This is a genomic window from Massilibacteroides vaginae, assembly GCF_900178525.1.
GTDB lineage: Bacteria > Bacteroidota > Bacteroidia > Bacteroidales > Tannerellaceae > Massilibacteroides > Massilibacteroides vaginae.
In genome coordinates this window covers 1,027,505-1,054,010 of sequence record NZ_FXDJ01000009.1, presented here as the reverse complement: position 1 = coordinate 1,054,010, position 26,506 = coordinate 1,027,505, and the positions used below count along the sequence as shown (strand labels likewise).

Here is a 26,506-nt window from a genome sequence, read left to right as displayed (position 1 = left end):
AGAGTTAATATTAATATCCGGGGTTCTGATCAATATTGGGATCTAATGCCTTATTGTAGTTCATTTCTGATATTGGAATCGGCCAAAGGAAATAATGATCAGAAACATCGAGACCTTTTGTCTTTTTGATAATTTCTTTTGCTTTGCCGGTCCTTTTAAGTTCTAACCATCTTTTACCTTCCATTTGAAACTCGTATGATCGTTCTTTCATAACTAAGGAAATGAAAGATTCTATGGTATAGTTTCCATGTTTATAGTCCAGAGTGGAGGTTTCTTTGGGGTTATATCCGTAGGCTCTTCGTCGTATTTGATTTAATGCTTCCATTGCTTCTTTGGTTGGAGCATTTGCAGCTTTAACTGAAGCTTCAGCAAAGATTAATAAAATATCAGAATATCCATATATGGGATCATCATTACCACCTCCATTTTTGTCAATAGCTTCATTATCCCCAAACTTTGTACTAACCAATGTAGTCTTACCTAGCCCGAATTCAGTGTTTTCCCACATTTTCTTTCTTAAATCGTTCTCGTCCCAGTTTGCATAAACTGGATTTGTGAGATCGCTATATACAGCGTAGGCCCCCCCGTAATTATACACTCCAGTTGAGGCATGATTTATTATCCACAGCATATAATTCTGTTGTCCGCTTAACCGAGCATATTTTAAGTAAAAAATTTCTTCAGTTGTAGAAATTAGAGCAGGACCAAATACATTTTCCTGAAAGTTTTCAACTGTTTTTACAGGAACTAAAGAAAAATGATTGGACGCAATTACTTCATTTGCTTTATCTCTTGCTTCCGGATATTTCTTTAGCTCAAGGTAAACATCTGCCAACAATGTTTTTGCCGCCCAGATCGTAGGTCTTCCGGCAACAGATTGTTTTTCCGGTAATTTAGTTTCCGCTTCTTCCAGATCTTTTAGAATAAAATCATAAACTTCATTGATAGAGCTTTTCTTCAGATCTATATCTGTCATATTCTTTTCAGTCCTTATTGGTACCCCTCCCCAGTTTCTTGCTAGCTGAAAATAACAGAAAGCTCTTAGGTATTTGGCCTCAACTATAAGTTTCTGATATTTTTTATCTTGTGGGGAGTTTTTTATAACAAGATTGGCATTTCTTATGCTTAAATAAAATTGTTGCCATATCCTGGCTACCCGGTTGATATTTGTGTCATTGAATACAGAGTATTCACTTATTTGAGCCCAACTTCCTCTACCATAAGCATAGTCCGCACTACATTCTAATGTTGCTTCGTACACACTCATTCCTTCGCCTGAGCGAATAGGGGTATAGATAGCATTCACGGCAGTTTCAACTTCTTCTACTGAAGTAAAAAAGGTTTCTTCAACCATCGCTTTGGGCTTTTCTTCTAATAGATCATCACATGAGAAAAACAAAACGGAAGAAAGAACGACAAGGCTACTGATCGTATAGAGGACGTGATTTGATGTGTTATTTATTAATTTCATTTTACTCCTTAGTTTTAAATAAGTTAATAAAAAATTAAAATCCGATTTTTGCACCAATAGTAAATGATCTTGCAGAAGGATAACTATTATGGTCAATACCTAAAGAGGTTGAGTTTCCGCTTCCATATGAATTCACCTCAGGATCCCACCATGAGTATTTTGTAATGGTGAATAGATTTTGTGCACTGATATATAATAAGGCATCACTTATCCATTTGACATTCCACCTTCTAACCGGCAGGCTATAGTTCAGTTGAATATTTTTCATTCTAAGATAAGAGCCGTCTTCTATAAATCTATTAGAGAGTTTTGCTGTTGTATTATAGCTAATAGCTGGATATTTCGCATTCTGATTTTCTGGTGACCAATGGTTGTAATAAACCTCTTTTGGCATATTTAATCCAAACCCATAATCGATCGTATTATTTATTGAACTTACATTCAATAAATCATTACCCTGTACCCCCTGTAAGAAGAATGAAAATTCAAAATCTTTGTATTTCATACTTGAGCTAATTCCATAAATGAAATCAGGATTAGGATTTCCAATATAGGTTTTATCGTCTTGTGTTATAGCATTGTTTTGATCTAGATCTTTAAAAACAATACGTCCTTGATCATCATAACCATCTTCTATGTATCCCCAGAACTGTCCAACAGGTCGGCCCTCTTTTAATATATTAGAATTGTCATTTATAACAACAACATTAATATTTCCTCCTAAAATATCTTCTCCTCCATATAACTTAACAACCTTATTTCTGTTTATGGACACGTTTGCAGTAATATCCCATTTAAAATCTCCTGTGAAAATTGGAGTATTAAGACCTATTTCAAGCCCTCTGTTCTGGATTTCTCCAACATTCCGAATCGTGTTATTGTACCCCATTGAGGTTGGCAGTTTTACAGTGTTAAGCAAATCCTTTGTGTTTTTTACGTAATAATCGACATTGAAGTTAATTCGATTATTTAATAGACTTAAATCAAAACCCAAATCGGTTTGTACTGTTGTTTCCCATTTTAAATTTCCTGGCAAACGTGTTCCTGGAGCAAATGTATTATGATATGCATCATCAAAAATTGTTCTACCTGCTGAAAGTGTGTTTAAGGTTGCATATGCGTTGATCGCCTGACTTCCAGTTTTACCCCAACTCAATCTTAGCTTTAAGTTAGAAATTAGAGCATTATCTTTCAGGAAGCCTTCTTCTGAAATCCTCCAAGCGAAAGCTGCGGAAGGGAAGTTACCCCATTTATTACCTTTGCTATATTTGGATGATCCATCACGTCTAATGCTTACGGTGAATAGGTATTTATTATCAAAACTATAGTTAGCACGAGCCAGATAAGAAAAAAGTACAGATTTAGAGTATCCCGACGAAGGTACATTGGGGGTCATGGCTGCTCCTAAGTTATATTCTTCAAAAATATCACTTAAGAAACCACTTCCACCTCCACTAACATAGGTTGAAGTGAAATCTTGATAAGTAAACCCTGCAACTGCAGAAACATTGTGCTTTTCATTGAAGGTCTTATAATAACTAATTGTATTTTCATTTAAGAGACTGGTCGCTTGACTTGCTTTGTAGCTAGCAGCCCCATTTGAGTAGATATAATTACGAGTTTTATATGCATTTTCTGTATCATCTCTATTCTCAATACCACCAGCTATTTTTATAGTTAGTTCTGGAATAGGATTATAATTTAAAGCAACATTTGCTAAAACAACATTTGCTTTAATACTATTTTTTTGTTCATTAATAAAGTTCATAGGATTAATTATATCTGTGGCGACAAAAGGATAAGCAGTCGATAGTATTGTGTAACCTTCATCTTCTTTATAAGGAGAAAGAGTTGGGGGAGCAGAAATTGCAGCAGAAATCATAGAACTTCCCCTATTTCCACCGCCACTATCTTTTCTCTCTGTTTCCAGTCTGCTTAACGTACTTGTTAGGTTAATACTAAACTGCTTATTAAACTTGTGGTTTATGTTTGTACGCAATGAATATCTATTGTAGTCACTTCCTTTTACAATGCCATCTTGATTATATAGGTGTGCAGCAATGGAGAATTGTGTTTTATCTGTACCACCACTGACCGTAAGACCTGTTGTAAGGATTGGAGCAGTCCTGAAAATCAGATCTTGCCAATCAAAACCTTTCCCGAAGTTGTCGATCTGTTCTTGAGTGAAGAATTCTTTACCAGAGTCTTTTTTTTGCTGAATATTGTAAAAACTCGCATATTCATTCGCGTTCATTAAATCTAGTTTTTTTATTAAGCTTTGTGTTCCATAGCTTGATTCAAACTCGATTCTTGTTTTACCAGACTGTCCTTTCTTTGTAGTTATCATAACCACTCCATTGGCTCCTCTTGATCCATATATTGCTGTAGCTGAAGCATCTTTTAATATTTCGAGACTTTCTATATCAGCATTATTTAGATTGGTTGGGTTTCCGGATATTGGGAAACCATCAATTACATATAATGGTTCATTGTTTCCTTGGATTGAGTTTGTTCCTCTTATTCGAATGCTTATTCCTGCACCGGGAGCACCTGTTGTTTGATTTACTTGTACGCCTGTACTTTTACCAGACAATGCCTGCATAACATTTGGTGATGGGTATGAGTTTATATCTGTTCCTTTTATAGAACTTACAGAACCTGTCAAGTCGCTCTTTTTTACCGTTCCGTATCCAATCACAACAACTTCTTCAAGCGCCTGAAGGTCTTCTATCAATTTGATATTAAAGATTGTTTGGTTTTCTAAAGCTACTTCTTTTTCTTTATATCCTATGTAAGAGATAATCAGCGGGACCGATCCGGAAATCTCGAAACTGAAATTTCCATCAAGATCAGTTATTGTTCCATTTGTGGTTCCTTTTTCAACAACATTCGCACCAATAATGGGTTCGCCTTTTTCGTCTGTTACGATACCTGTAATTCGTTTGTCTTGTTGTTGAATAAGATTGACAGGTGTATTTGTCTTACGACTTACCGAAATTGTGTTATCTATTTTCTTAAAAGATAACCCTGTTTTTTTGGCTAGCTCACTTAATACGACATCGATTGAACTGTTTTTTACATCAATAGTTATTGTGTTCAACTCTTCGATAACGGATTCGTCATAGAAAAAATTGAAGCCTGTTTGTTTATTCAGATCAGAGAAGACATCGGCTATGTGCTTGTTTTTTATTGAATAATAGATATTATTCTCTTTCAGTGCTTGTCCGTGGGCATTCTCTGCGCAAACAAAAGGGACGGACAATGCGATAATTAACAGAGAGAAAAAAGTTCGCATGATTGCTTTCCTCAATATTAGATTATAGTTCATATATTTGTTATGTTTTAATGAATAGTGTATTTATTAAGACTTTCAGCTTAAGCCTCTTCCGGTGGTCCAATACTGTATGAGGTTGCTGTAAGAAAGTAAGCAGTAGTGCCGTGTGCGCTGCTGCTTCAGTTTTATGATCTTTTCTGAAATTATATCATAGGCATTTTTTTTAATGGGTTATTCATAGAGTATTATAGATCCTCCCTCCTCTTCCTTTTGTTTTAGTCCTGTAGTGAAACAGATCGCATCAATAACAGCTTCCAGACTTTTATTGTCATGTCTTCCGGAAATCAAGGGATTACAATTTTTACAGCGTAGCAAAACATTCCGTTCGTATTTTCGGGATATTGTTTTGATTACTTCACTAAGTGGCTCTTTGTCAAAAAAGAGAACTCCTTCAATCCATTTTGTGTAATTGTTTTCAACTAAAGTATGTTTATTCACATTACTCGTTTCTTTATTCACGAGTAAATGTTCCATTGGTAACACCCTTAGTTGTAAGTCTATATCAGGAATGCTAACTAATACTTTTCCTGTGGAAACGGTTATACCTATGACCTTATCTTCCGAATAGGCTTTCACATTGAATGAAGTTCCTAAAACTTTAACTTGAGTTTGTCCGCTCATAATGATAAATGGTTTTTCCGGATTGGAGGTTACGTTGAAAAAGCCTTCACCTATCATTTCTACATGTCTATTCTCCTTGTTATAATCAGATGGTATTTTTATTTTACTTTCCGAATTCAAAACAATATGAGTACCGTCTTCCAGCGTATATTCTTTAATTTCACCTCGAATTGCACTTATTTCTGTATAGGTAATATCGTCTGTGATTTTTGTAGTATTCAACCAAAGGTATCCTAGGCTTAAGCTAATTAGGAGAAGTAGAACAGCAGCAGAACGATAGAAGAACTTTTTGGATATACTATTTTGTTTTTTTGATGTCGCTTGCTCAGTTTTGATTTTTGTTAGAAGAGCTTCAACTTCATTATTGAGTTCTGAAATTCGTTTATCATTTGGATAAGTATACTTTTCCCCCAGCTTATTCCATAAAGAAGAGCTAATCAAATTAAAATCTTCGAGATTGTCCGGAGCCTTGAGCCAATGCAATAAAAGATTTAATTCATGTTCTTCGCATCTGTTTTCAATATACTTTTGCAAAAGGGATAATATATGTGTTTGATGGTCTATTCTGTCCATATAATAGTATTTCTTCTTACGTTTGCCTTTAATACACGGTTTTGTAGTGGAACTAGGGGTTAGTTTTTTAAATTTATGATTTATTAACAACCGAAGAGAGTAATTATTTGTATCCTTACTTTATTTAATTTATTGTCTTATACTTGTATTATAAAGGAGCCGCAATGTCGTATTTCGCAAAGTCAGATAAAGAATTAGCGCTAGCCTTAGTAAAGGATAGTGAGTCTGCTTTTAAGGAATTTTATATTCGATATAAAGACAGATTGTGGCATTATGCCTTTTCCTTTCTGAAATCAGAGGCGGAAAGTGATGATATAGTACAAGAAGTTTTTATACGTTTCTGGGAAATGCGTGCATTTATTGATCCGGAGTTATCCATTTCTTCATTTTTATATACAATGGCTAAAAACCGGATACTGAATTATTTTCGGGATATGGATGTGGAATCACAATTAAAAAAAGCTTTTGCGCTTAAACTTCCGGTTGAAACAGACTCCGTAGAATCTGAACTTATATTTTCCGAATACAAAAGAATTTTAACAGATGCTATTGAAAATCTGCCACCTCAACGTCAACGAATTTTCAATATGAGCCGGATAGAACATAAATCCCATAAAGAAATTGCCTCTCAGCTAGGCATTTCCGTGTCAACCGTACAGGAACATATTTCGGAATCTTTACGTTTTATCAAAGGTTATTTTTCTAAACGTATGGATTTGCCCCTGGGAATATTGCTGCTTACTTTCTTATAAAGAAAAATCTCCCGGTACAAGGAAGAAAAACTCTTTTGTACCGGGAGATGATCTATCTTAAAAATAAATCTTATTCATTCCATAGATCAGGAATTGCTTCATGTCCTCTTGCGTTTTGAGGAGCTTGGTTATATGGATTTAGTGTTCCGGAGTGAACCTCATATAAACGTTTTGCAGTTTCCATCATGGCCTCGACCTGTTCTTTATACGGACGGTCTGTTACATCAATGATACCACAGTTATAATTCTCTCCATCCAGTCCGCGTCCGGTTAAATCCTGATCGCACCATTGAAAGTAGCCTGTGCCAATTAACCCTGGATGAGCATACGCTTTTTCTGTATAATAGCGATAGGCAACGCCACGTTCTTCTTGAGAATCTACTTGCCATAATGATTGCGCCATACCTCTGTCTACTGTTCCAAAATGATACTCACCGATGATCATTGGTAAATCGGTAATTGATAACGCGCGATCTAACATTTCTGTATTGGGATATAAGTCATAGCAATTAAAGCTTAACACATCAAATGCATCACGACATATGTTTAGGATTCCTTCATCCAGGACAAGGATATTACCAAAACGTATGCCCAGATTCAGGTGATTCGGATCATATTTTTTAAGCACTTTATTCGTTTCAGTAAGGAATGTTCTGAATGTTTTAAATACAAATTTCTTTCTGCTGTCCGGAGTATCACCATTCACTTTCAGGTGTTCTTGAAGAGCTGCTTTGATAGGACGTTCTTTTCCTTCTAGGATTAACGAACACAAACGGCCTTCTTCATCCAGCCATGCGGGTTCATTTCCGATAAAGTAACCAATAAGCCATGGATTATTTTTATAAGGTTCTACAAATTCTTTCAGACTTTTATTTATCATAGCATCAAATCCCGGCTCGTAAACATCGCATAATCCCATAAGATCAGAAGCAATTCCTAATCCGCTCAATGGTAATAAGAATGCTTTTTGGTTTGTGTTTATAACATCCCGGCTCGACCAATTGGCAATTGTATTTAAGCCCCATTTGTCCATACGTTTGATAGCCATATCTATTGCCTTTTGATTGAAATCATCACCATATCTACGGTATAAATTCCACATGCCGTATGAAGTACTATTTTCCTTTCTGTATCTTGTAGGATAATATTTCTCAATTAATTCTTTTGGAGGAAGTTCTTTGAACATTCCATCACGTTTGTCAATATTGACAACATTACCGCCACCACCATTATTCACACAGTCAATCCCTACTGAAAGGAATAAGTAACCTTCTGGATCAACAAACCACCAGCGTCCATCTATCTTTTCTGTACGGAAAAAACCAGTGGCTTTTATTTGTTTTTGCTTATATCCTCCATACTTTGAATAGTTATAGGCTGCTTTGTCAATAATTTCAGCTTCTTCCGTAGCCCATTCCTGTTTCAGTTGTTCTAATGAGTTAACTTTTCCTTTATATTCTACTAAATTTGATTGACCAAACTCATCTACTGCAGGTTTATCCTCCATATAGGTATCTCCCGGATCATCTACAGACAGGCTTATTGAACGGATTTCAATACTAGGATTATCAATTGGTTTCCTCATACGAATACCTATTGAATCCACACCTTGTAATGGACCACGCTTACCTCCTAAATTGACCCATCCTGTATAGCGTGCGTGGTTGAATGTTGCAGCCAGATCTACTGCAGCATCAGGTAATTCGGTAAAATATTTTAGAGGAATGGCAAGTTTATTCCATGCGTTAGGGACATAACTCATTATGCGTAGTTCATTATAACCGGTATTGGTGGTGAAGCCTAATTGAAAACGTTGGGCAGTGGTTATCTTATATTCAAGTACTACATAATTATATGAGGCCCAATCTGTCGGTAAATCAGGATTGATATCCTTTAGAGCAAATTTTGCTCCTGAAATTTCTTTATTGCTGTCAAACTGAACCTTAAAATCTTTTGGATTTGATGAGCATTGTACAGAAGAAAAGACTGCTAATGCACATAAAAAACTGATATAAATCTTTTTCATGAGTATTATTATTTAGAAATGTTATACATATATAATGATGAACGTGCGGCTACAAATAATGTATTATTGTTTTTTCCTGCAATAACCATTGCTGTTGGTCTTTCAGGAATATCAATGACTCTGATTCTCTCTGCGTTTTTGTTATAAACATATATATAGCCGTCAGCAATATATACATTCCCGTTTTTATCAACAGCAGACCCAAATTCTCCTTGATTAGTAAATCTGCAAATATTTGTGAGTGTTCCGTCATTCTGTACATCCATCTTTGATGTAATTCGATTGTATTCATCTGATGCGTAGAGCGGTTGCCCCGGAATTGCTTCTAAGGCAGATGACGAGCGAAGGAAATCATAATATTCAGGAATGAGTGTCACACTATCTGTGGCGATGAAGCATGATTTCGGGATCCATGTCGATACTGTATTGAAATCATGTAAGTCTCTCCAACGATGGGCTGGATAGATTGCTTTTGCAATCTTATTAACTGAGCTCATCGGCCTCTTTTGTAATTCTTGTATACTCTTTTCCGGGTTGTTTGGATCTATTGAGTAAACACGCATTGAAAACCCTGTATTTCCCCAATGGCTAAAAGTTGTACCTGAGGCGTCGGGTAGAGATTTCACTGTTTCCTGCTTTCCGTCTATCAGATAGCCCGGTTGTGGATTGTATCTAAAAATGACCAATAGTTGATCTTTAGTATCACATGCCAGTGACAACGGTTCCCAAGGGAAGTCAGCAATTAATGAAAGCCTCTCTGTCTCAACATCCCACTTATATATGCGTCTCATTCGTTGTTCACTGAAGTAAACGTTTCCCTTACTATCCCGGGTAATTCCTTCTGCATATTCGAATCCGGTAGCCAATTTTTTTACCTCGTCTTTGTTCTCACAGATTGTTTTTTGGGGCTCATTACCGGTTATTGTCAGTCGGGTAAACTCCCATGGGCGAACGTCCTGTTTTGTGTTAATGTCATACATTACAAGATCAATAGTGAAGCGCATTTGCGTAAAGTTATGAACATTATAGAACTCAATATTACGACAATTCCAAGTTCGTATTGCATAGGGCATGGGCGTTTTGATCCAGACAACACGAAACAGGTAAAGATTAGCAAAAAAGAGGTTATTGCAATTTTCTAACTCTATTGGCTGGCAATCGGGGCTTTCTCTCGTTTCTTCCTCAAGCTGCAAAGCGTAAAATTTCCAGTTAGATACATTTTTTATGCGGACTTCATTTCTTACATGATGTTCCACTGACATGGCATAGATACGTCCGGGGGTTGATGTGTTGTTAACATACAAACCGTTCGTTGAATAGCTGCTGGCAGACCAGATATTCTTGATTGTTCCTCCTCCGTTATTGGTTACCCAAAGACTCCAGTATTGATTATCCCAGGCTTTATCCATGCCCATATAAGTAATAGGTTCTTCGGGGGTGCTTATTTTAGGTGTTGACCTTGTTTCGGATTGATTCCTCACAGGAATTTTATCCATTGTTCCATGTACGCCTAAGAACTTGATATCATCAAGATATGAACCTTCTCCTGCCATCCATTTACATCCAACAGCACGATAATTATATGCACCTGTATTTAGCCCTATTCCCGTTACGATATTATTTCCTCCTACCGAGCTTTCTACGAGAGGTTGAGGTGTGCCAAAACCGCTAAAAGCCGGGGTGCTTTCTTTTAGCTTTAGTTGTGTAGAAATAGGACTTAAACCTATCAGGCAGGTCTTATCTTTTAACTTCAGGGGTTCTGAAATAATATACCATCCTTGAGGAATGTAAATCACCTCATGTTCTTCTATGGCTTTTTGAAAAATTTCTGTGTCATCTGATTCTCCATCTCCTTTTGCTCCTAAGTCACGTATATTCACCCATTGTTTCATTGAGGGTAAAGCCGGAATATCGCATAAGGGTAACTCCGGTTTTTTACTCAGAGGAACAATCTCCACAATTGTCTTATGTTCTGCTTTTGCTGCCATATCTTTTATATGCAGTCCATGTGAAAATTCTTTTACGTGATAGTTGTTTCCTTTTCCTGCAATTTGTTTGCTGCTTTCTCTGAACTCAACAAACACAGGAACCTGGTTACAATAAATATTTTGCATGCTTAGCTGATTCGGAGAATAATCTTCATTGCTGATAATAATACCGGCTTTTCTGATCTGTTCAAAAGTACAGTCTTCCATGTAGATTTTATCAGAACGTTCCGGTTCGACCTCTATCACTACAGGAGTATTCTTCGCATGAAGTCGAATGATCGTTAATCCTCCTTCCTGTGTCTTGATTGCTGCTTTTGACTGACCTTCAAAATAGAGATCAAGCATCATCATTTGCCAACTTGGAGATGTTTTGGTGGTATAAATACCATACTCACCTCCAAAAAAGCGAACATTCTCCATCATGTTTCCTACATCATACAGTCCCGCTTTGCCTTTGCCGATATGTATATCCATGTTGGACACAAAACAATGTTGTGCGAAATGGGTTCTTAGGCCTACAGCATAGGGATTGCCATCTTCTATCTTCAGGTCAATATTTGATATTGCGCTATAAAATGTTCCCGGATTAGCATCCTTGGGAGTACTTCCTTCTCTTACAACGGCATCCGTAAACCAAAACATATAGTTTGCTTTTCCCTTATCCTCGGTAACTTCTTGCTGATAGCCGGGAGAGTTTTTTGAAAGGATAATCTGGGGGCGCTTTTCTCCATATCCGATTACCCGGACTGCTTTAGGGATATATATCGTCTTATTGATTCTATACTTACCTTCAGGGATAAAGACGATGCCGAAATTATATCTGTCTTTCACCTGATTTATGGCTGCTTGTAATGGCTCGCTAACATCTGCTTTCCCGTCTGCTGTTATTCCGAAATTCTCCGGAGTAAAATAAACTGCTTCAGGATCGTTCATTTTCTCTGTATAAATAGAACGGCTTTCAGATCCGGCATACGATGAACTGATAAGAGCTGATATAAAGAAAAGTATTAAAAGAGTTTTCTTCATAAGTAGTTAGTTTAATTCGATAAGATATTGGCTTCACCTTTATGGGTATACTATCCTGATCAGGTGAAGCCAATAAATAGATCGTTTATTATTTTGTGTTCAGATTCACATTCAATAGCTCATCGTGTTGAGGTATAGGGAATGTGTAACTTTTCTCCGTAATCGCATGTAGTGGCTGATTATCCGAAGGATCTCTTTTGCTTAGTACTTGCTGTATGATTTCCAGTCTGACCATGTCAAACCATCTTACGCGTTCGCCGCATAACTCCCATACGCGTTCGTCAATACATTTATTTGCGAACTCCTCTGCTGATAATCCTGAATATGTCGATAATTCCGCTCTTGTGCGTATTGAATTTAAGCAGTCATATGCTAATTGATCCGGGCCTCCTGAACGGGCTTTTGCTTCCGCATAAGTTAACACTGTTTGTGTATAGCGTAGCATACGCATAGGAACAGAAGATGCGAAATTGTAATAGTCCGGAGCTTTCTCATTCTTCATAAGCTTTTTATAATATGGACGTGGATTCTTGAGCTCCTGCCATGTTAAAACGTTACCGTCCTGAGTTTTGACTGTTGTAGCGAATGTCGCATCTTTTCTTACTCCCTCCGGAAACTCCTTATAGAAGGTAAGCTCTGAAAATACAACATCCCAGCCTCCCAGTTCTCCCGGATAAGCCCAGTAACCATACATTGCATTTGTCGTATTTCCATTTGCCCGGTTACAAGGGATAGTAAAAATATCTTCTTTGTTTATGCCGGAGTTGGTCTCATCATTTTCATATAAAACAGCATAAGAACTTTCCAGATCAAAACCATATTTAGCTTTATTATCAATCACTTCTTTTGCAGTAGAGGCTGCTAATGCATATTTTTCTGTTTCTTTCAGCGGCCACCCGGCTTCAGACAAATAAACTTCAGCTAATAATGCTAAAGCAGATCCTTTATTTGGACGTCCTGCTTCACTATTCCTTCTGTTGTCTTCCAACATTTCTATCGCTTTTGCTAAGTCTGCCTCTATTTGCGTATAAACCTCTTTAACTGTGGAAGGTTGGATATTCAGGTCATTGAGATCAAAAGCTGCTTTTAACATCAGAGGAATATCCCCATGACATCTAACCAGCCAATAGTAACTATAGGCACGTATGAAATAGGCTTCACCTGCTATTTGTGTTATTACATTTGCACTTCCGGTACATGCTTCGTAGTTGTCAATAATATTATTTGCTCCTTGTATGGCTTTATAGCAGCCCCAGAATACCGTAGGAGAACTTGAGTTCGTGTTTTTTACGTCATAACGGTCAAATTCCTGTGTGTTACCTGTACCAGGAGGACAAGTTAAATCGTCGCCCCCAAGGGTCATTTCTGTTGCCCAGCCATTATTAAAACCATATGTCCAACAGTTTGCCCAGCCTCTGTATGCACCGGTTAACGCAGCCTCAAGTCCATTTTGTGTGCTTAAGACGTTATCAAACACCTTGCCTCTTGTGTTCTCTTCCAAAAAGCCAGAACAACCAGAGTGTGTGAACGTTATTAAAAATAGTATAACTAAAGAATACAATATATTTCGTTTCATATTTCTTCTGTATATTAAGTTATTTAGAAAGTGATATCTAATCCTACAGTATAGGTTCTTGAGTTAGGATATGCTCCATAGTCGATACCTTGAGTAATATCAGAGCCACCGCCACCAATATTACTTGATTCAGGATCAAGACCTTTATAATTCGTTATTGTGAATAAGTTTGTAGCATTCAGAGACAGCTTAAAATCTCCGATTTTCTTCACATTGAAATTATACGCGACACTTAAGTTTTTCAACCTCAAATAGCTTGCATTTTCCATAAATAGAGTAGACGAAGGTTCCCATTTACTTGTAGGGCTCCATGCCGGCAAGAAAGCATCTTCTTGTGATCCGGGGATATATCTATCTTTTATTTCCGACAAAGTCGCTTGCCTTGCATCTCTTGAAGCCATCATATGTAAACAACGTGTATAGTTCAGTTTGTCAACCCCAAATACTCCTTGGAAGAAAGCATTTACCGTAAATTTTTTATACGTTATTGTATTATTCCATCCCAGAGTATACTTAGGCATACCGGAACCAATAATCTGATAATCAGATCCATCTATTGAATAATTACCATCAAGGTCTTCATAACGTGCATCCCCTGGTATTGCTCCGTATTTAGCAGCTTCTTCCACCTGATCAGTTTGCCATGGTCCCAGGTATTTCAATCCCCAGAATGTTCCAAGAGGTTGTCCCACCTTATACACGAACTCCGGTTGTCCATTCAGACCCGCGATATCAATACGTTCGTATATTTCAGTTTCATCTCCTAAGCTTGTTACTTTATTTCTTACAGAAGAGAAATTGACATTACTATCCCAGCTCCAGTCTTTTGTGGAAATAATGCTTCCCCCAAGACTTAGCTCGATACCTTTGTTCTCAATATCTCCAACATTGGCGGTGATATTTCCTCCTCCCTGGTAGTAGGCGACTGATTGGTTAAGCAACAGATCTTTTGTCTTTTTAGTAAAGTAATCAAATTCAAAATTCAATCGTCCATTAAAAAGACCGATTTCAAAACCTAAGTCTTTCTGTTCTGTTGTTTCCCATTTAAGACTACTGTTCCCCGGATTACCAATTTGTATTCCGTTAGTTCTGTCGTTTGTGTCAAAGGCGTAGTATATCCCTGTGTTATATGCAGAGAGTGTCGCGTAAGGCGAAATGGCTTGGCTACCTGTAAGGCCCCAGCTCAATCTCAGTTTTAAACGGCTGAACAATTCCAGATTACTGATAAATTCTTCGTTTGCCAGATTCCAGGCTAAAGCAGCAGCAGGGAAAGTACTGAATTGATTCCCTTTAGCAAACTTTGAAGAACCATCACGTCTCACAGATACAGATAGGAGATACTTATCCATAAGTGAATAGTTAACCCTACCAAGATAAGATAATAAAGACCACATAGAGTAATCAGATCCGGCACTAACAGTTCCTGCTTGCGCAAGATTATCATATTTTAATTCCGGAAATTTTAGATTTGAGGCATTACCGGAGAGTGACTCCCAATTATACTCTTGGGTTTCAATGGCTGCTACAGCACTGATTCGATGAATAGAATTGAACGTTTTATTATATGATAATTGAGTTGTGGTCTGTATTGTACGGGATTTACTGTTATTCTTTGATGCGTTGGGTTGTCCGTTAGATGCAAATTTTCCGTTCCATGATTTTGTATCATAAAAACCTAAGTCGGCCGCCGCTTGAAAGTCAATTGCCAATCCTTCTAAAAATTCATATCTTGCTCCTCCCATCAGGTTAACTAATGTTCTTTCACGGATATATTCTGAATCATAGATCATAGACAGAGGATTTGTCTTAATAGAACCTACAGGATCAGATAAAGTGAATCCACCATCTGCGTCATAAGGGTTTGTTGTTGGTGCCCAGGCCATTGCTTGTACAATGGGATTACCGGCTCCGGTACGCGAATGGTTATTGGTTCCTGTAGAAGAAGCTACATTCATATTGAAGCGGAAAGAAAATTTCTCATTAACCTGAGAATTCAGATTGGCGCGTAATGTATATCTTTTATATCCACTTTTCTTCACAATGCCTTGTTCGTCCAGATAGTTGCCTGAAACGTGAAATTGGTTTTTTTCACTACCTCCTGAAACAGCTACTTGATGTTGAGTGGAAACAGCATTACGAAAAACAGCATCCAGATAGTCAAAACCGCCATTCTTATAGTATCCCTGTATTTCTTCTTCACTGAAGGTCTGTTTTGCAATACCCATTGCTTTATCATGCTGGTTTACCGTTTCTGCAAATTCTCCGGCACTAAGCATATCATATTGCTTAAGAGCTGAAGAGAATGAAACATCTCCTGAGTAGTTGACTTTTATTTTTCCATCTTTTGCACCATTCTTAGTGGTAATGAGGATGACTCCATTTGCTCCGCGAGAACCATAAATAGCAGTTGAAGAGGCATCTTTTAAAATCTCAATGGATTTAATATCATTTGGATTAAGTAAGTTAAAGTCTCCACCAACAAATCCATCAATGACAAAAAGAGGGCTATTGTCTCCTAATACTGAGTTTGCTCCTCTTATTCGAATTCTTACATCGCCACCTGGAGCACCTGCTGTATTCGAAATTTGTACTCCTGATGCACGACCTTGTAGTGCCTGGTCAACGCGAGTCACCTTCTGTTCGGCAAAAGACTCGCTGGTAACCTGTGTTAATGATCCTGTCAGGTCACTTTTTCTTGCAGTTCCATATCCAATCACGACAACTTCGTCAAGAGCCTGCAGATCTTCTGCCAATCTGATGTTGAATATTGTTTGATTATCAATAGCGATCTCTTTCTCTTTATAACCAATATACGAAACAATAAGAGGAATAGAACCTGAAATCGTTAATGAAAAATTCCCATCAAGATCAGTAACTGTCCCGTTTGTTGTTCCTTTCTCAACGATATTGGCCCCGATTATAGGCTCGCCTCTTTCATCGGTAATAACTCCTTTAATATGCTTTCCCGTCTGTTGGGTTGCTTGTTTGAGAGTTACAGGATTATCCGTTTTTTTCTTGAAGACAATATAATTGTTTTCGAATAAGAACTCGATGTCCGTATCATTAAAGACTTCGTTTAGTATTGACCCGATCTGAGCTGATTTATTTTTAACAGCAACAGTGTTGTTGGTGTCTATTTCTTTATTACTAAAGACAAGAAGGTAGTCCGTTTGCTTCTCTATTTCATTAAAGAGTTCTTTTACGGACAGTGTGTTTGCTTTCACATGTATTACCGTGTTTTGGGCACTACCTGTATGTGCCATAAGCTGAGACATACAGACAAAAAGGAGTAAAATGGTTATTTTCATAATCCTGAAATAATCTTTAAAGGTTTTCCATTCCATAGAAAATCGCAACAAAGTTTTTCTTTTCATATCTTTGTTAATGTTAAGTGAATATTAAAAAATTGAGTTTTGTGTTTACTTTAACACTGGCCGGCAGATGTTCCCGCATTTGCCGGTCTTTTGTTTAAGGCTAACTAATCAGGTTTGTTTCATAGGCTGTTTCTTTATTTACTTAATGTTATTGTGTTTTTTTTTCGGTCTCTCTCAATTTTAAAATTATGTATTTTCTGAATTATTCGTAATATTTCGTCAATACCGTCTTGTTGACGGAATTTTCCGGTGTAAACGAAGTCGTATATCTTAGGGTTGTTGACTATGATTTTTGTATCATAATAAAGCTCCAATTTTTTGATGATACTTGCAAATGTTTCTTGTTCGAAACTATAAACACCGTCTTTCCATAGGAAATATGCAAACTGTCTAATCTCTGAAACTGCTATCTCATCATTTTTCACAAAGGCTTCTTGATTGGGCCGAAGCATTAAGGTTTGGTTGGTTGTTTTATTTATAATTTCTACAGAACCAGTCAATAGACTTGTTTGTATATGTTCGGCTTCCGGATAAGCTTGCACATTAAATTCTGTACCAAATACTTTTATAGTAACATTTTTTGCAGAAACGGCGAATGGTACATCCGGATTTTTTGACACGTCAAAAAAGGCTTCTCCCACAAGAGATACCTCTCGTTTTTCTTTTGAGAAGCGAGAAGGGTATGTGAGAGTTGATTTTGCGTTTAACCATACAGTAGTTCCATCATCTAACGTCAAGCAGGCTCTTTGTCCGGGAGGAACGTAGAGTGTATTAATTGCTGCGTCATACTTGTCTTGATAGATTGTATATGTTAACCACCAAGTTGAAATAATCAATAAGGCAATGGCTGCAGCGTATTTAAAAGCAGGGAATAGTATATTTTTCAATTTTGTTTTTTGTTTCTTCAAGATAAAATCCGAATAACTTTTTTGTCCTTTGGTAAAATCATCTTGGTGAGATAAAATATCTAATAAGGCATATGTGTTTTGTTGTTCAGAGAATTTTTTTCGTAAAGAAGGCTCTTCTTTCAACTGTTGAAAAAGCTGAGTCTTTTCTAAACTACTCAATTCTCCAAGGAAATATTTATGTATTTGTTCGTCCATTTTTTAATGAGTTATATTAAAGATAACGAACAACACTTTAGAATCCGCTAAAAGAAAATAAGATTTCTTAGAGTGAGAGTATAAAAAAGAGAATAGGGAGATAATTTTTTAATTCTTCGCGAAGTTTTTTATAGGCGACACCCATTTGTGTTTCAACGGTGTTGACCGAAATGTTTAGTCTCTGTGCAATTACTTTTTGTTTATTGCCTTCAATTTTACTCAGTATAAATATCTCACGACATTTTTCAGGTAGGGAGTTTATCGCATTCTGTAATATTGTTTCAATGTCATTTTCTGAGAATAGATTCATATCAAATGCTTCTAACGAGTCTAAACTCATTTGTAAAGCAATCGTGTATTCTTCTTTTAGTTCTTCTGAGGTGCGTTGTTTAACCGATTGACTGCGTAAATGGTCTATACATTTGTTTTTCACTGCAGTAAAAAGAAATGCAAGCAGATTCATGTGCGTAGAAAGGATATCTGCTCTTTCGAGTAATTCCAGAAAAATATCATGAACAATATTTTCTGCGTCTTCGTCAAAGAGCACATATCTACAGGCAAACCGTTTCATACGGGAATAATACTGAAGGTATACTTGTTCGAAAACCTTATCTCTATTGCTTTGCAGGTTTTTCACAATTTCATTTTTAATGTGTGATCAAACTTAGAAATAAAAATTAGAACATTATATAGTTCCTCAAAACATTTTCATACCACCCAATTACCGGCTATTCTTAACCCTATAATCCGCAGGACTCATTCCGTATTTTGTTTTGAAGCAGCGGCTGAAGTATCGGGCGGAGCCGAAGCCCATTCTGGATGCTATTTCGGCGATTTGCATTTTGGGGTTTTCTTCTAAGTATAGTGCTGCTTGTTTTAGTTTGTAGTCTAATACAAAGTCGTTTGGGGTCATTCCTGTTAGTGTTTTGAATTTAGCGTAAAACGAGCTTCTGCTGAGTCCCATTTGTTTGGCTATTTCGTTAATCTCGAATTCTTCATCGGTTATTTTTTCTATGATGATATCCTGAATTTTCTGAAGGAATTCCTGGTCAATGGGGTTTATTGCTAATGTTGAACTGTCTATGGTTTTTTGTTCGGAAAACTTTTCTCGAAGTAATGTTCGATTTCTCATTATGCTATTACAGCGTGCTAATAGTATTCTTGAGTCAAAAGGTTTGGAGATGTAGGCTTCCGCGCCACGACTTAATCCTTCTATGTTTTGTTCGGGTGAGTTTAGGGCTGTTAAAAGAATTAGGGGTATATGGCATACTTCAATGTCGTTTTTGATGCGCGAACATAGTTCCGTTCCATTCATTTTGGGCATAATTATATCGCTCAGGATAATATCCGGCATTTCCGTATAGGCCTTATTCAGTCCATCGAGTCCATTCGTTGCGAGTAAAACATTGTATGATGGAGCGAACAGGGAGGATAGGAGCTGAAGCAATTCCGGGTTGTCTTCAATGATCAGAATGGTGTTTTTCTCCGTGCTTTCATCTGTAGTTGAGGTGTCTTCTTCTATTTGTTCGTTGAAGTTTCCGGCTTGTTCGATAGGAGAGGTCATTTGGTCTAAGGTGAGAGCTGGTTCGTTTACGATCTCGTCGTTGAAATGGTCTTTTCCTTTCAGCAGCTTAACGAAGAATATACTACCATACCCCGGTTTACTTTCTACGGTAATACTTCCATGATGAAGATCTACTATTGTTTTGACTAAGGTTAGCCCGAGTCCACTGCCAATCATGACCCTTTCCTTTATTGAATTTGAACCCTGATAAAATCGGTCGAATATTTTCTGGAGCTCATGCTTTTCGATACCTATTCCATTGTCGATTATTTTTAACCGTATTTCCGTTTCTGCTTCTTCGATAGATACTTCAATGGAACCGTTAGGCTTAGTAAATTTAATGGCATTCGAGATGAGATTAAATATGACTTTCTGCATCTGGATAGGATCAAACCAACACCTGAGTGTTTCTGAAGAAGAAGAGAAGGTATAGTTTATTTTTTCCTTTGCCGCTATTTCGGTAAAGGAAAGATAGATTTCATGTGCAAAGCCAATCAGGTCGTTTTCAGAAACTTGCAGCCGGTTATGACCTTGGTCCAATTTCCGGAAATCGAGCAACTCGTTAATCAACGCCCGCATCTGAAAAGAATGCTTATATATCTTCACTAATTTGTTATAAACAGCAGGTGTTAATTTTTGATTCTGTATTAGCACCTCTATTTGTGAGATAATTAGGGTCAATGGTGTACGAAACTCATGCGATATATTAGAGAAAAACTGCAGCTTCTCTTTATTCAGCTCCTCTATGCGAATATTCTCTTTTCGTTCATATTCTAACGAGGTGCTTAAAAGTAGCTTTGTTTGTTTTGTGCGGATAAACAGGTATAGACTTCCTACTATCAGGCAGATATAAAAAATATAGGCCCCTGTTGTCGCGTATATGGGAGACTGAATTTCGATATCCATTTTGATGATATTGGTTTCCTGATGAATCGCAGGGTGAACCTCTCTGACGTACAAAGTATATTCGCCGGGATCAAGGTTTGTGTAAGAGATGCTGTTTTCATAGCAAGTCTGCCATTTCGTATCGAAACCTTCAAGCATGTATTCACGTTTGGTTTCGGTAATGGTCTCTATATAGTTGTTGGAGGTAAAAGCGAACCTCAGGTTGTTCTGGTAATACTTCAACCTGACAGAATCCAGAAAAGGCAATACCTTATCCATAATGCCATCTTCCGCATTGGGAACAACCTCTTCGTTATTTACCCATAGCGACGAGAAATATAATTTGTATTCTTTGGGAGGGAGGTGCAATTCGTGTTCGAAACATGTCGCTAACCCATTCACACCGCCAAAAAATATTTCACCGTTACGGCAGGTCAGTATGCCACATCCGTAATTGAATCCGGAGAGGGGCAAGGCCGTTTCCAATTCAACCGAACGCAGTGTTCCGGTATCCGGATTTAATAAACTAACACCCTTTTCGCCGGTAACAACAATGGCTCCTCCTATCGCTTGCGTTATAGCGTAGCAATAGTTGCTCAACAAAAGGTTTTGTTCCGCGTTAAAGTGAACAAAGTAATTCTGCTGCGGGTAGAGCATAAACAATCCGCCTCCGCGTGTTCCAAAGTAAACCCGCCCTTCTTTGTCTTCAAAGATAGAAATGACAGGAAAATTTCCCAACTTGTAATCCGCTCTGCTGTAGTGCGTCATGTCGGTTTGATCCAACAGGTTTATCCGAACGATATAGTCATTATTCGTTAGCCAGATATTATTCTTCGAATCTATATGGAAAGCAGGATAGTAAATGTTTTTATTGTCTTCAAACAACGTAGTGAATTTTCCGGAGTCTAAATGCATTTTTAAAATGCTTGTGCGAGTGAGTAAAACCAGGTATTGATCGTTAAGTAACTCCACATGATTAATCACATTGCTGGCAAAAGCTCCTTTTTCGTCCTGAATAACCGGTATATTATTAAATGTCATTTTATTAACATCAAGGATCGATAAGCCACCTGTATGTGTGCCAATGTAGAGTTTTTCTCGCGACGGACTAAAACAGATTCCTTTTAAGTTGTTGTGAGCTATAGCGTTTTTCGTGTTCGAACTCAGGTAATGTGTTATTTTTTTTGTTTTCCTGTCGAAGAAATTCAGTCCGCCTCCTTCCGTGCAAATCCAAACATTGTTATTATTATCTTCTACCATTTTTCCAACAAAAGGATCGCTCAGACAGTCGCTGTTGTTGGCGTTTGCAGAATAGTAGGTGAATATATCCATTTCCGGATTGTAATAATGAACACCGCCATAGTACGTGCCTATCCAGATCGTTCCCTGATTATCTTTAAGAATAGAAAAAATGGACGATCTAAGCAACCCTCCGGGTAAATTGTTTTTTGTGTGCAATGAAAAATTTTTGGTTTCCGGATTATAGCTATTCAGTCCGTTAAATGTTCCGATTAATATATTTCCGGTATTATCTTCAACAAAGCACCTGATAAAGTTGCTCGACAAACTGTTAAGGTTTCCCGGCTGATGCGTAAATTTCCGAATCTCCTGATCGTCGTTTATCAGATACATTCCTTTTTCCCTGGTGCCCACCCAAAGATTCCTTTTACTGTCTTTAAACAAGGTGTAGATATCCTCCTCGGGGATCACTAATTTTAATTCTCCTGTGGGAGAATAATGATACAAGCCGGTTAACGTACCCACCCAAATGTTGTTTTTAGTATCAACCAGAATTTGCTGGATTCGCGTATTCTGTATAGTTAGAATATGTTGCGGGCCTTTTTTTTGATCATCCCAAACCATAACAGAGTCGTTACTCCCTATCCAAATGCGATTCTCGCAAAAAGAAACAGTGCCCACATTAGATGAAATTAAGGATTCGAACCGTTCGGTACGCAGATCAAATCTCAACAATTTATTGTCTGAAACAAGGAATAAATTTCCATTCCCATCTCCCGTGATGGGGAAATTAATATTGCCTAAAAGATTCGTATGGGTATAGTTCTGTTTTTCTGTAAGGTCGGATGGTTTGTAAGAAACAACTTGGTTGCCATCATAAACACATAACCCTTCCTCCGTGCCAAACCACATTCTGCCTAATTCGTCCTGATAAATACCCATAACGGAGAGTTGAGATAATCCTTCCTTCACCCCAATATGTTTAAAATAAACAGGATATGCTACTGTTGTAACGAAAGATAATAGAAATAGCCATAGACGTTTTTTCATAGTCACCAAAGATAAAAAAAACCTGTATCTTCTCTTATGATGTTTTTGGGTAATACACGCTAAGGCATACAACGCAGGCCGAAAAAAGCCACAAAAACATATATTTTGTAAATATATAAAATTAAGTAATGAAATTATTTATTTGTTAAGTTAATTGACGACTCAATGCGGGGCGATTTTACTGTGTTTTGATTTGGCGGGCAGGGGTGGGTTTGTTTTTTATAAAAAACGGCTCAGAATTGATCTTATGCCTTTTGGGCAGAGGGCATTTTTCTGAGAAAAAACATAATACTATGTCTTTTGGAAGATAAAGGTTATTTCTGAAAAAGTAAAGGATATTTTTAAAAAGATATACCTATGTGTTTTTTCAACATCAGCAAATTTGGCAAAGGGAACCGAAGCGTTTTACCGATTAAAAACGTGTTTTCTGATTTTAATTTAAATAAAATTAGCGGTTTTTGCCGGTTGGTTAACAAAAGAAAACAATTTGCGAGACGCTATGCATTTTGGGGAATTAATAAAATTGCGATTCATTAACAGTTGTATATTTCCTGTGCGCGTAAACATACCGAACGGACAGGATAAGTAGTTAAAAATTGAGTGATGGATAATTAGTGCACTTGTTTTGGACAAAAAATGCCGGTTAAGCGGCCGCCTGCGCCCTACATTTGTTTCGGATTAGCGGTAGATCGCATGAAGGTCTGTCTGTAAAATCTGTTTATTAACCTTTTAATCTATTAGTTATTATGATGGATAACATTATTCGCTGTTTGGTGAAGAAGACAGTATGGTTATTGGCTTTATTAACTTTATCTTCTTCGTGGGTTATGTTGAAGGCAGGAGAAAATCCAACGTCTGCAAATCCCGGTATCCTTTCAACACAGCAAGCAAAAAAAGAAATTTCAGGAGTCATTTTGGATGCTTCGGGAGAGCCTATAATCGGAGCAAATGTGGTTGAGCAAGGTACTACAAATGGAACAATCACTGATCTGGACGGAAACTTCCATCTTAGTGTATCTCCCAATGCTACTATTGTAGTTTCCTACATAGGCTTCGTCGAACAAAAAATTTCGGTAAGCAATCAATCTTCTTTTTCAATTCAGCTAAAAGAAGATTCGCAAAACCTGGAAGAGGTAGTGGTCGTGGCGTATGGTACACAAAAGAAAGTGAACTTGTCCGGTTCGGTTGCATCTGTTAATATGTCGGAGCTTACCGATAGTAGACCAATTACTAATATTTCAAACGGTTTGGCAGGTATGGCGGCAGGTGTACATGTTACTTCCGGCAGTAATCGTCCGGGTAGCGACAACTCCTCTATTCTTGTTCGCGGTCAAGGAACATTGAATAATTCAGCACCTTTAGTTATTATTGATGGAACCGAGGGGAATATCAATAGTGTTAATCCGCAGGATATTGAAAATCTATCTGTTCTAAAAGACGCGGCATCTGCAGCAATCTATGGTTCAAGAGCAGCCAACGGCGTTATCCTGATTACAACTAAACAAGGAAAATCGGGAAAGACAAAAATCGAATACAGTGGCTATGTTTCCTTTGAGTCTATTGATAAGAAAATGACTCCTGTTAGCAATTATGCCAATTACATGGAGCTGATGAATGAAGGATACACGAACTCAAACCAACCGGCGCCATTCAAACAAGAAACAATTGCTTTGTGGAGAACAAACGAGAATGGAGATCAGGTGAAATACCCAAACACGGACTGGATTGACGAGACCTTCGATACTTCTGTTTCGACGAATCATAACATTTCAATGAGTGGAGGAACAGAAAAAATACGTTTCTATACTGCTTTCGGTTATGTGAATGATCCCGGCGTAATGGACAATTCGGGCTACTCAAAATATAATTTGCGTGGAAACTTGGATGTCGATGTGAAAAGCTGGCTGAAAGTAGGAACTAACCTAAGTGGATATATTGCCTATACAGAACCCGGAACAGACAAAATTGAAGATCTGTTTAAGTTTGGACAAGGAACAACGCCGGGCATGGTGTTTCAGGCACCTGATGGTCGCTATGGCGGTATGAATAACTTGGAAGACGATGCGCAATCGGCAAATAACAACCCGCTGTTCAGACTGAATTCAGTGTATGGCAAGTTCACAAAGAAGAACACAAAAGCCCGTATGTTTGCAACTCTTTTACCTTTTAAAGGATTTTCTTTAACAGGTTCGTATGTCTATGAGCATGTAGACGAACAGGAAGAAACTAAACCGGTATTTATTGATTTGTGGAATTTTCAGGATAATACCATCGTTCGTGAAGGTCAAGGTCGTACGTCTTTAGCGAATAAAAACACGAAGCAGGAAAGAAATTTCATGGATGTTGTTGCCCGTTATGAAAATAACATTCTGGGAAAACTGGATTTAAACGTAATGCTTGGTGCAAGTCAGGAGCAATACAGCTGGCAATGGTTTAACGCAACTAAACTGGATTTGATTGATCAGGGATTAGGTGTTCTTAATGGTGCTGTAGGGGATGCTTCTGCAACCGGTACGCGTGTTGAATGGGCTATGCGGTCTTTCTTCGGGCGCGTTAATCTGGGCTGGGATAATAAATACCTGTTGGAAATTAATATGCGTGCTGATGCTTCTTCTCGTTTCTTGCCGGATCAGAGATGGGGATATTTCCCTTCTGTTTCTGCTGCATGGCGTATTGATCAGGAAGAATTTATGGCTTCATACACCACATGGCTGAGTAATTTAAAACTAAGAGGTTCTTATGGTTCTTTAGGCAACAATGCTGTTGGAGGCGAAGATCAGAATAAAGGAAATTATAGTGCATTATCAACTTTCTCGACTACAAATTATATTCTTAACAATGCATTGGCGATGGGATTGTCTCAAACGGCAATAGCAAATGCGGCATTAACATGGGAAACAACCAAGATTGCCAATATCGGGTTGGATTTTGGATTTTTGAATAATAGACTATCAGGAACGGCTGATTATTTTCATAAAAAAACAGACGGTATTTTGATCGATCTTCCTGCGCCCGCTGTTCATGGAAACGCTTCCATTCCGAAGCAAAACAGCGCGGTTGTGATTAATAAAGGGGTAGAACTTGCTTTAGGATGGCGTGATCAGATTGGTGATTTCTCTTATTCTGTTAACGGAAATATTACGTTTCTAAAGAATAAAGTAACCCGTTTTAAAGGAGATGAATACTCACTTGACGGAGCAAAAATTATTAAAGAGGGCTTGCCTATAAATGCTCAATATGTATTGCTGGTCGATCGCATTATCCAAACAGATGAAGACCTGGCGCTTGTGCAGCAGTTAATAGATAAAGCTCCGATTGACGAACAAACAGGTAAAAAGAAAAATCCTTTTGCCGCTTACGGAAAGCCCGAAAAGGGAGACTTATTGTATAAAGACGTAAATGGAGATGGTATTATTAATGACGATGACAGAGAGATTGTAGGCAGAGGGCCTAATCCTAATTTTACGTATGGTTTAAATTTATCCGCTGCCTATAAAGGTTTTGATTTCTCCGTTTTATTTCAGGGTGTAGAGGGAGTTAAGATGATTTATAATGACCCGTATTTTACTCCTACAGTACGTTTGGGGTATCAGATCAATAAGGATATTGCCGACGGAAGATGGGTTGAAGGACGTACAGACGCTACGTATCCCCGTTTACTGTACACGTCGGATTCCCGTAATACGCAAAACAGTGATTTGTGGGTGCAAAACAAATCGTACCTCAAAATAAAGAACATCCAGTTGGGTTATACATTGCCTAAAAACTGGTTGTCTAAATTTGACATTGAACGTGTGAGAATATACGGCAGTTTGGAGAACTTCTTTACTTTCACGGATTATAAGGGGATGGACCCGGAAGTGGAGAAAACAAATTATCCAACGATGAGACAGGCTGTTATCGGTTTAAATGTATCATTCTAAA

12 protein-coding genes are annotated in these 26,506 nt (G+C 37.6%); 2 read left to right on the top strand and 10 right to left on the bottom strand.

The window, feature by feature from the left end; all coding sequences use genetic code 11:
- Nucleotides 1-10: 10 nt before the first annotated feature.
- From B9Y81_RS12855 to B9Y81_RS12845, 3 genes are all read right to left on the bottom strand, one after another.
- Nucleotides 11-1,471 carry a RagB/SusD family nutrient uptake outer membrane protein gene (locus B9Y81_RS12855; RefSeq protein WP_085537308.1) on the bottom strand — a complete coding sequence of 487 codons (1,461 nt, stop codon included), beginning with the start codon at nucleotides 1,469-1,471 and terminating at the stop codon, nucleotides 11-13.
- A 34-nt stretch (nucleotides 1,472-1,505) separates the two neighbouring features.
- On the bottom strand, nucleotides 1,506-4,799 hold the full coding sequence (locus tag B9Y81_RS12850) for a TonB-dependent receptor (RefSeq protein ID WP_217809499.1): 3,294 nt from the start codon (nucleotides 4,797-4,799) through the stop codon (nucleotides 1,506-1,508).
- Between the two features lie 177 nt (nucleotides 4,800-4,976).
- Nucleotides 4,977-5,999 carry a FecR family protein gene (locus tag B9Y81_RS12845; protein ID WP_085537307.1) on the bottom strand — a complete coding sequence of 341 codons (1,023 nt, stop codon included), beginning with the start codon at nucleotides 5,997-5,999 and terminating at the stop codon, nucleotides 4,977-4,979.
- Nucleotides 6,000-6,163: 164 nt separating this feature from the next.
- Between B9Y81_RS12845 and B9Y81_RS12840 the strand changes: the two genes are divergently transcribed.
- Entirely contained in the window at nucleotides 6,164-6,751 is a 588-nt protein-coding gene (locus B9Y81_RS12840; protein ID WP_085537306.1) for an RNA polymerase sigma-70 factor, read from the top strand.
- A 70-nt stretch (nucleotides 6,752-6,821) separates the two neighbouring features.
- Here the strand turns inward: B9Y81_RS12840 and B9Y81_RS12835 are convergent, their stop codons facing one another.
- From B9Y81_RS12835 to B9Y81_RS12805, 7 genes are all read right to left on the bottom strand, one after another.
- Complete coding sequence (locus B9Y81_RS12835) at nucleotides 6,822-8,777, bottom strand: hypothetical protein (protein ID WP_085537305.1); 1,956 nt, start codon at nucleotides 8,775-8,777, stop codon at nucleotides 6,822-6,824.
- An 8-nt stretch (nucleotides 8,778-8,785) separates the two neighbouring features.
- Nucleotides 8,786-11,791, bottom strand: a complete 3,006-nt coding sequence (locus tag B9Y81_RS12830) for a glycosyl hydrolase family 28-related protein (RefSeq protein WP_085537304.1) — start codon at nucleotides 11,789-11,791, stop codon at nucleotides 8,786-8,788.
- 88 nt (nucleotides 11,792-11,879) lie between these two features.
- Nucleotides 11,880-13,367, bottom strand: a complete 1,488-nt coding sequence (locus B9Y81_RS12825; protein WP_085537303.1) for a RagB/SusD family nutrient uptake outer membrane protein — start codon at nucleotides 13,365-13,367, stop codon at nucleotides 11,880-11,882.
- Between the two features lie 23 nt (nucleotides 13,368-13,390).
- Nucleotides 13,391-16,741, bottom strand: coding sequence for a SusC/RagA family TonB-linked outer membrane protein (locus B9Y81_RS12820; protein ID WP_085537302.1), 3,351 nt, complete (start codon nucleotides 16,739-16,741; stop codon nucleotides 13,391-13,393).
- Nucleotides 16,742-16,875: 134 nt separating this feature from the next.
- Nucleotides 16,876-17,844: a FecR family protein gene (locus tag B9Y81_RS12815; RefSeq protein WP_085537301.1), complete on the bottom strand. Its 969-nt coding sequence runs from the start codon at nucleotides 17,842-17,844 to the stop codon at nucleotides 16,876-16,878.
- Between the two features lie 67 nt (nucleotides 17,845-17,911).
- Nucleotides 17,912-18,481 carry an RNA polymerase sigma-70 factor gene (locus B9Y81_RS12810; RefSeq protein WP_245832452.1) on the bottom strand — a complete coding sequence of 190 codons (570 nt, stop codon included), beginning with the start codon at nucleotides 18,479-18,481 and terminating at the stop codon, nucleotides 17,912-17,914.
- Nucleotides 18,482-18,565: 84 nt separating this feature from the next.
- The gene (locus tag B9Y81_RS12805; protein WP_085537299.1) at nucleotides 18,566-22,582 is read right to left on the bottom strand and encodes a hybrid sensor histidine kinase/response regulator transcription factor; all 4,017 of its coding nucleotides are present in this window, start codon (nucleotides 22,580-22,582) and stop codon (nucleotides 18,566-18,568) included.
- Between the two features lie 746 nt (nucleotides 22,583-23,328).
- Between B9Y81_RS12805 and B9Y81_RS12795 the strand changes: the two genes are divergently transcribed.
- Entirely contained in the window at nucleotides 23,329-26,505 is a 3,177-nt protein-coding gene (locus B9Y81_RS12795) for a SusC/RagA family TonB-linked outer membrane protein (RefSeq protein ID WP_085537297.1), read from the top strand.
- Nucleotide 26,506: the final 1 nt, after the last annotated feature.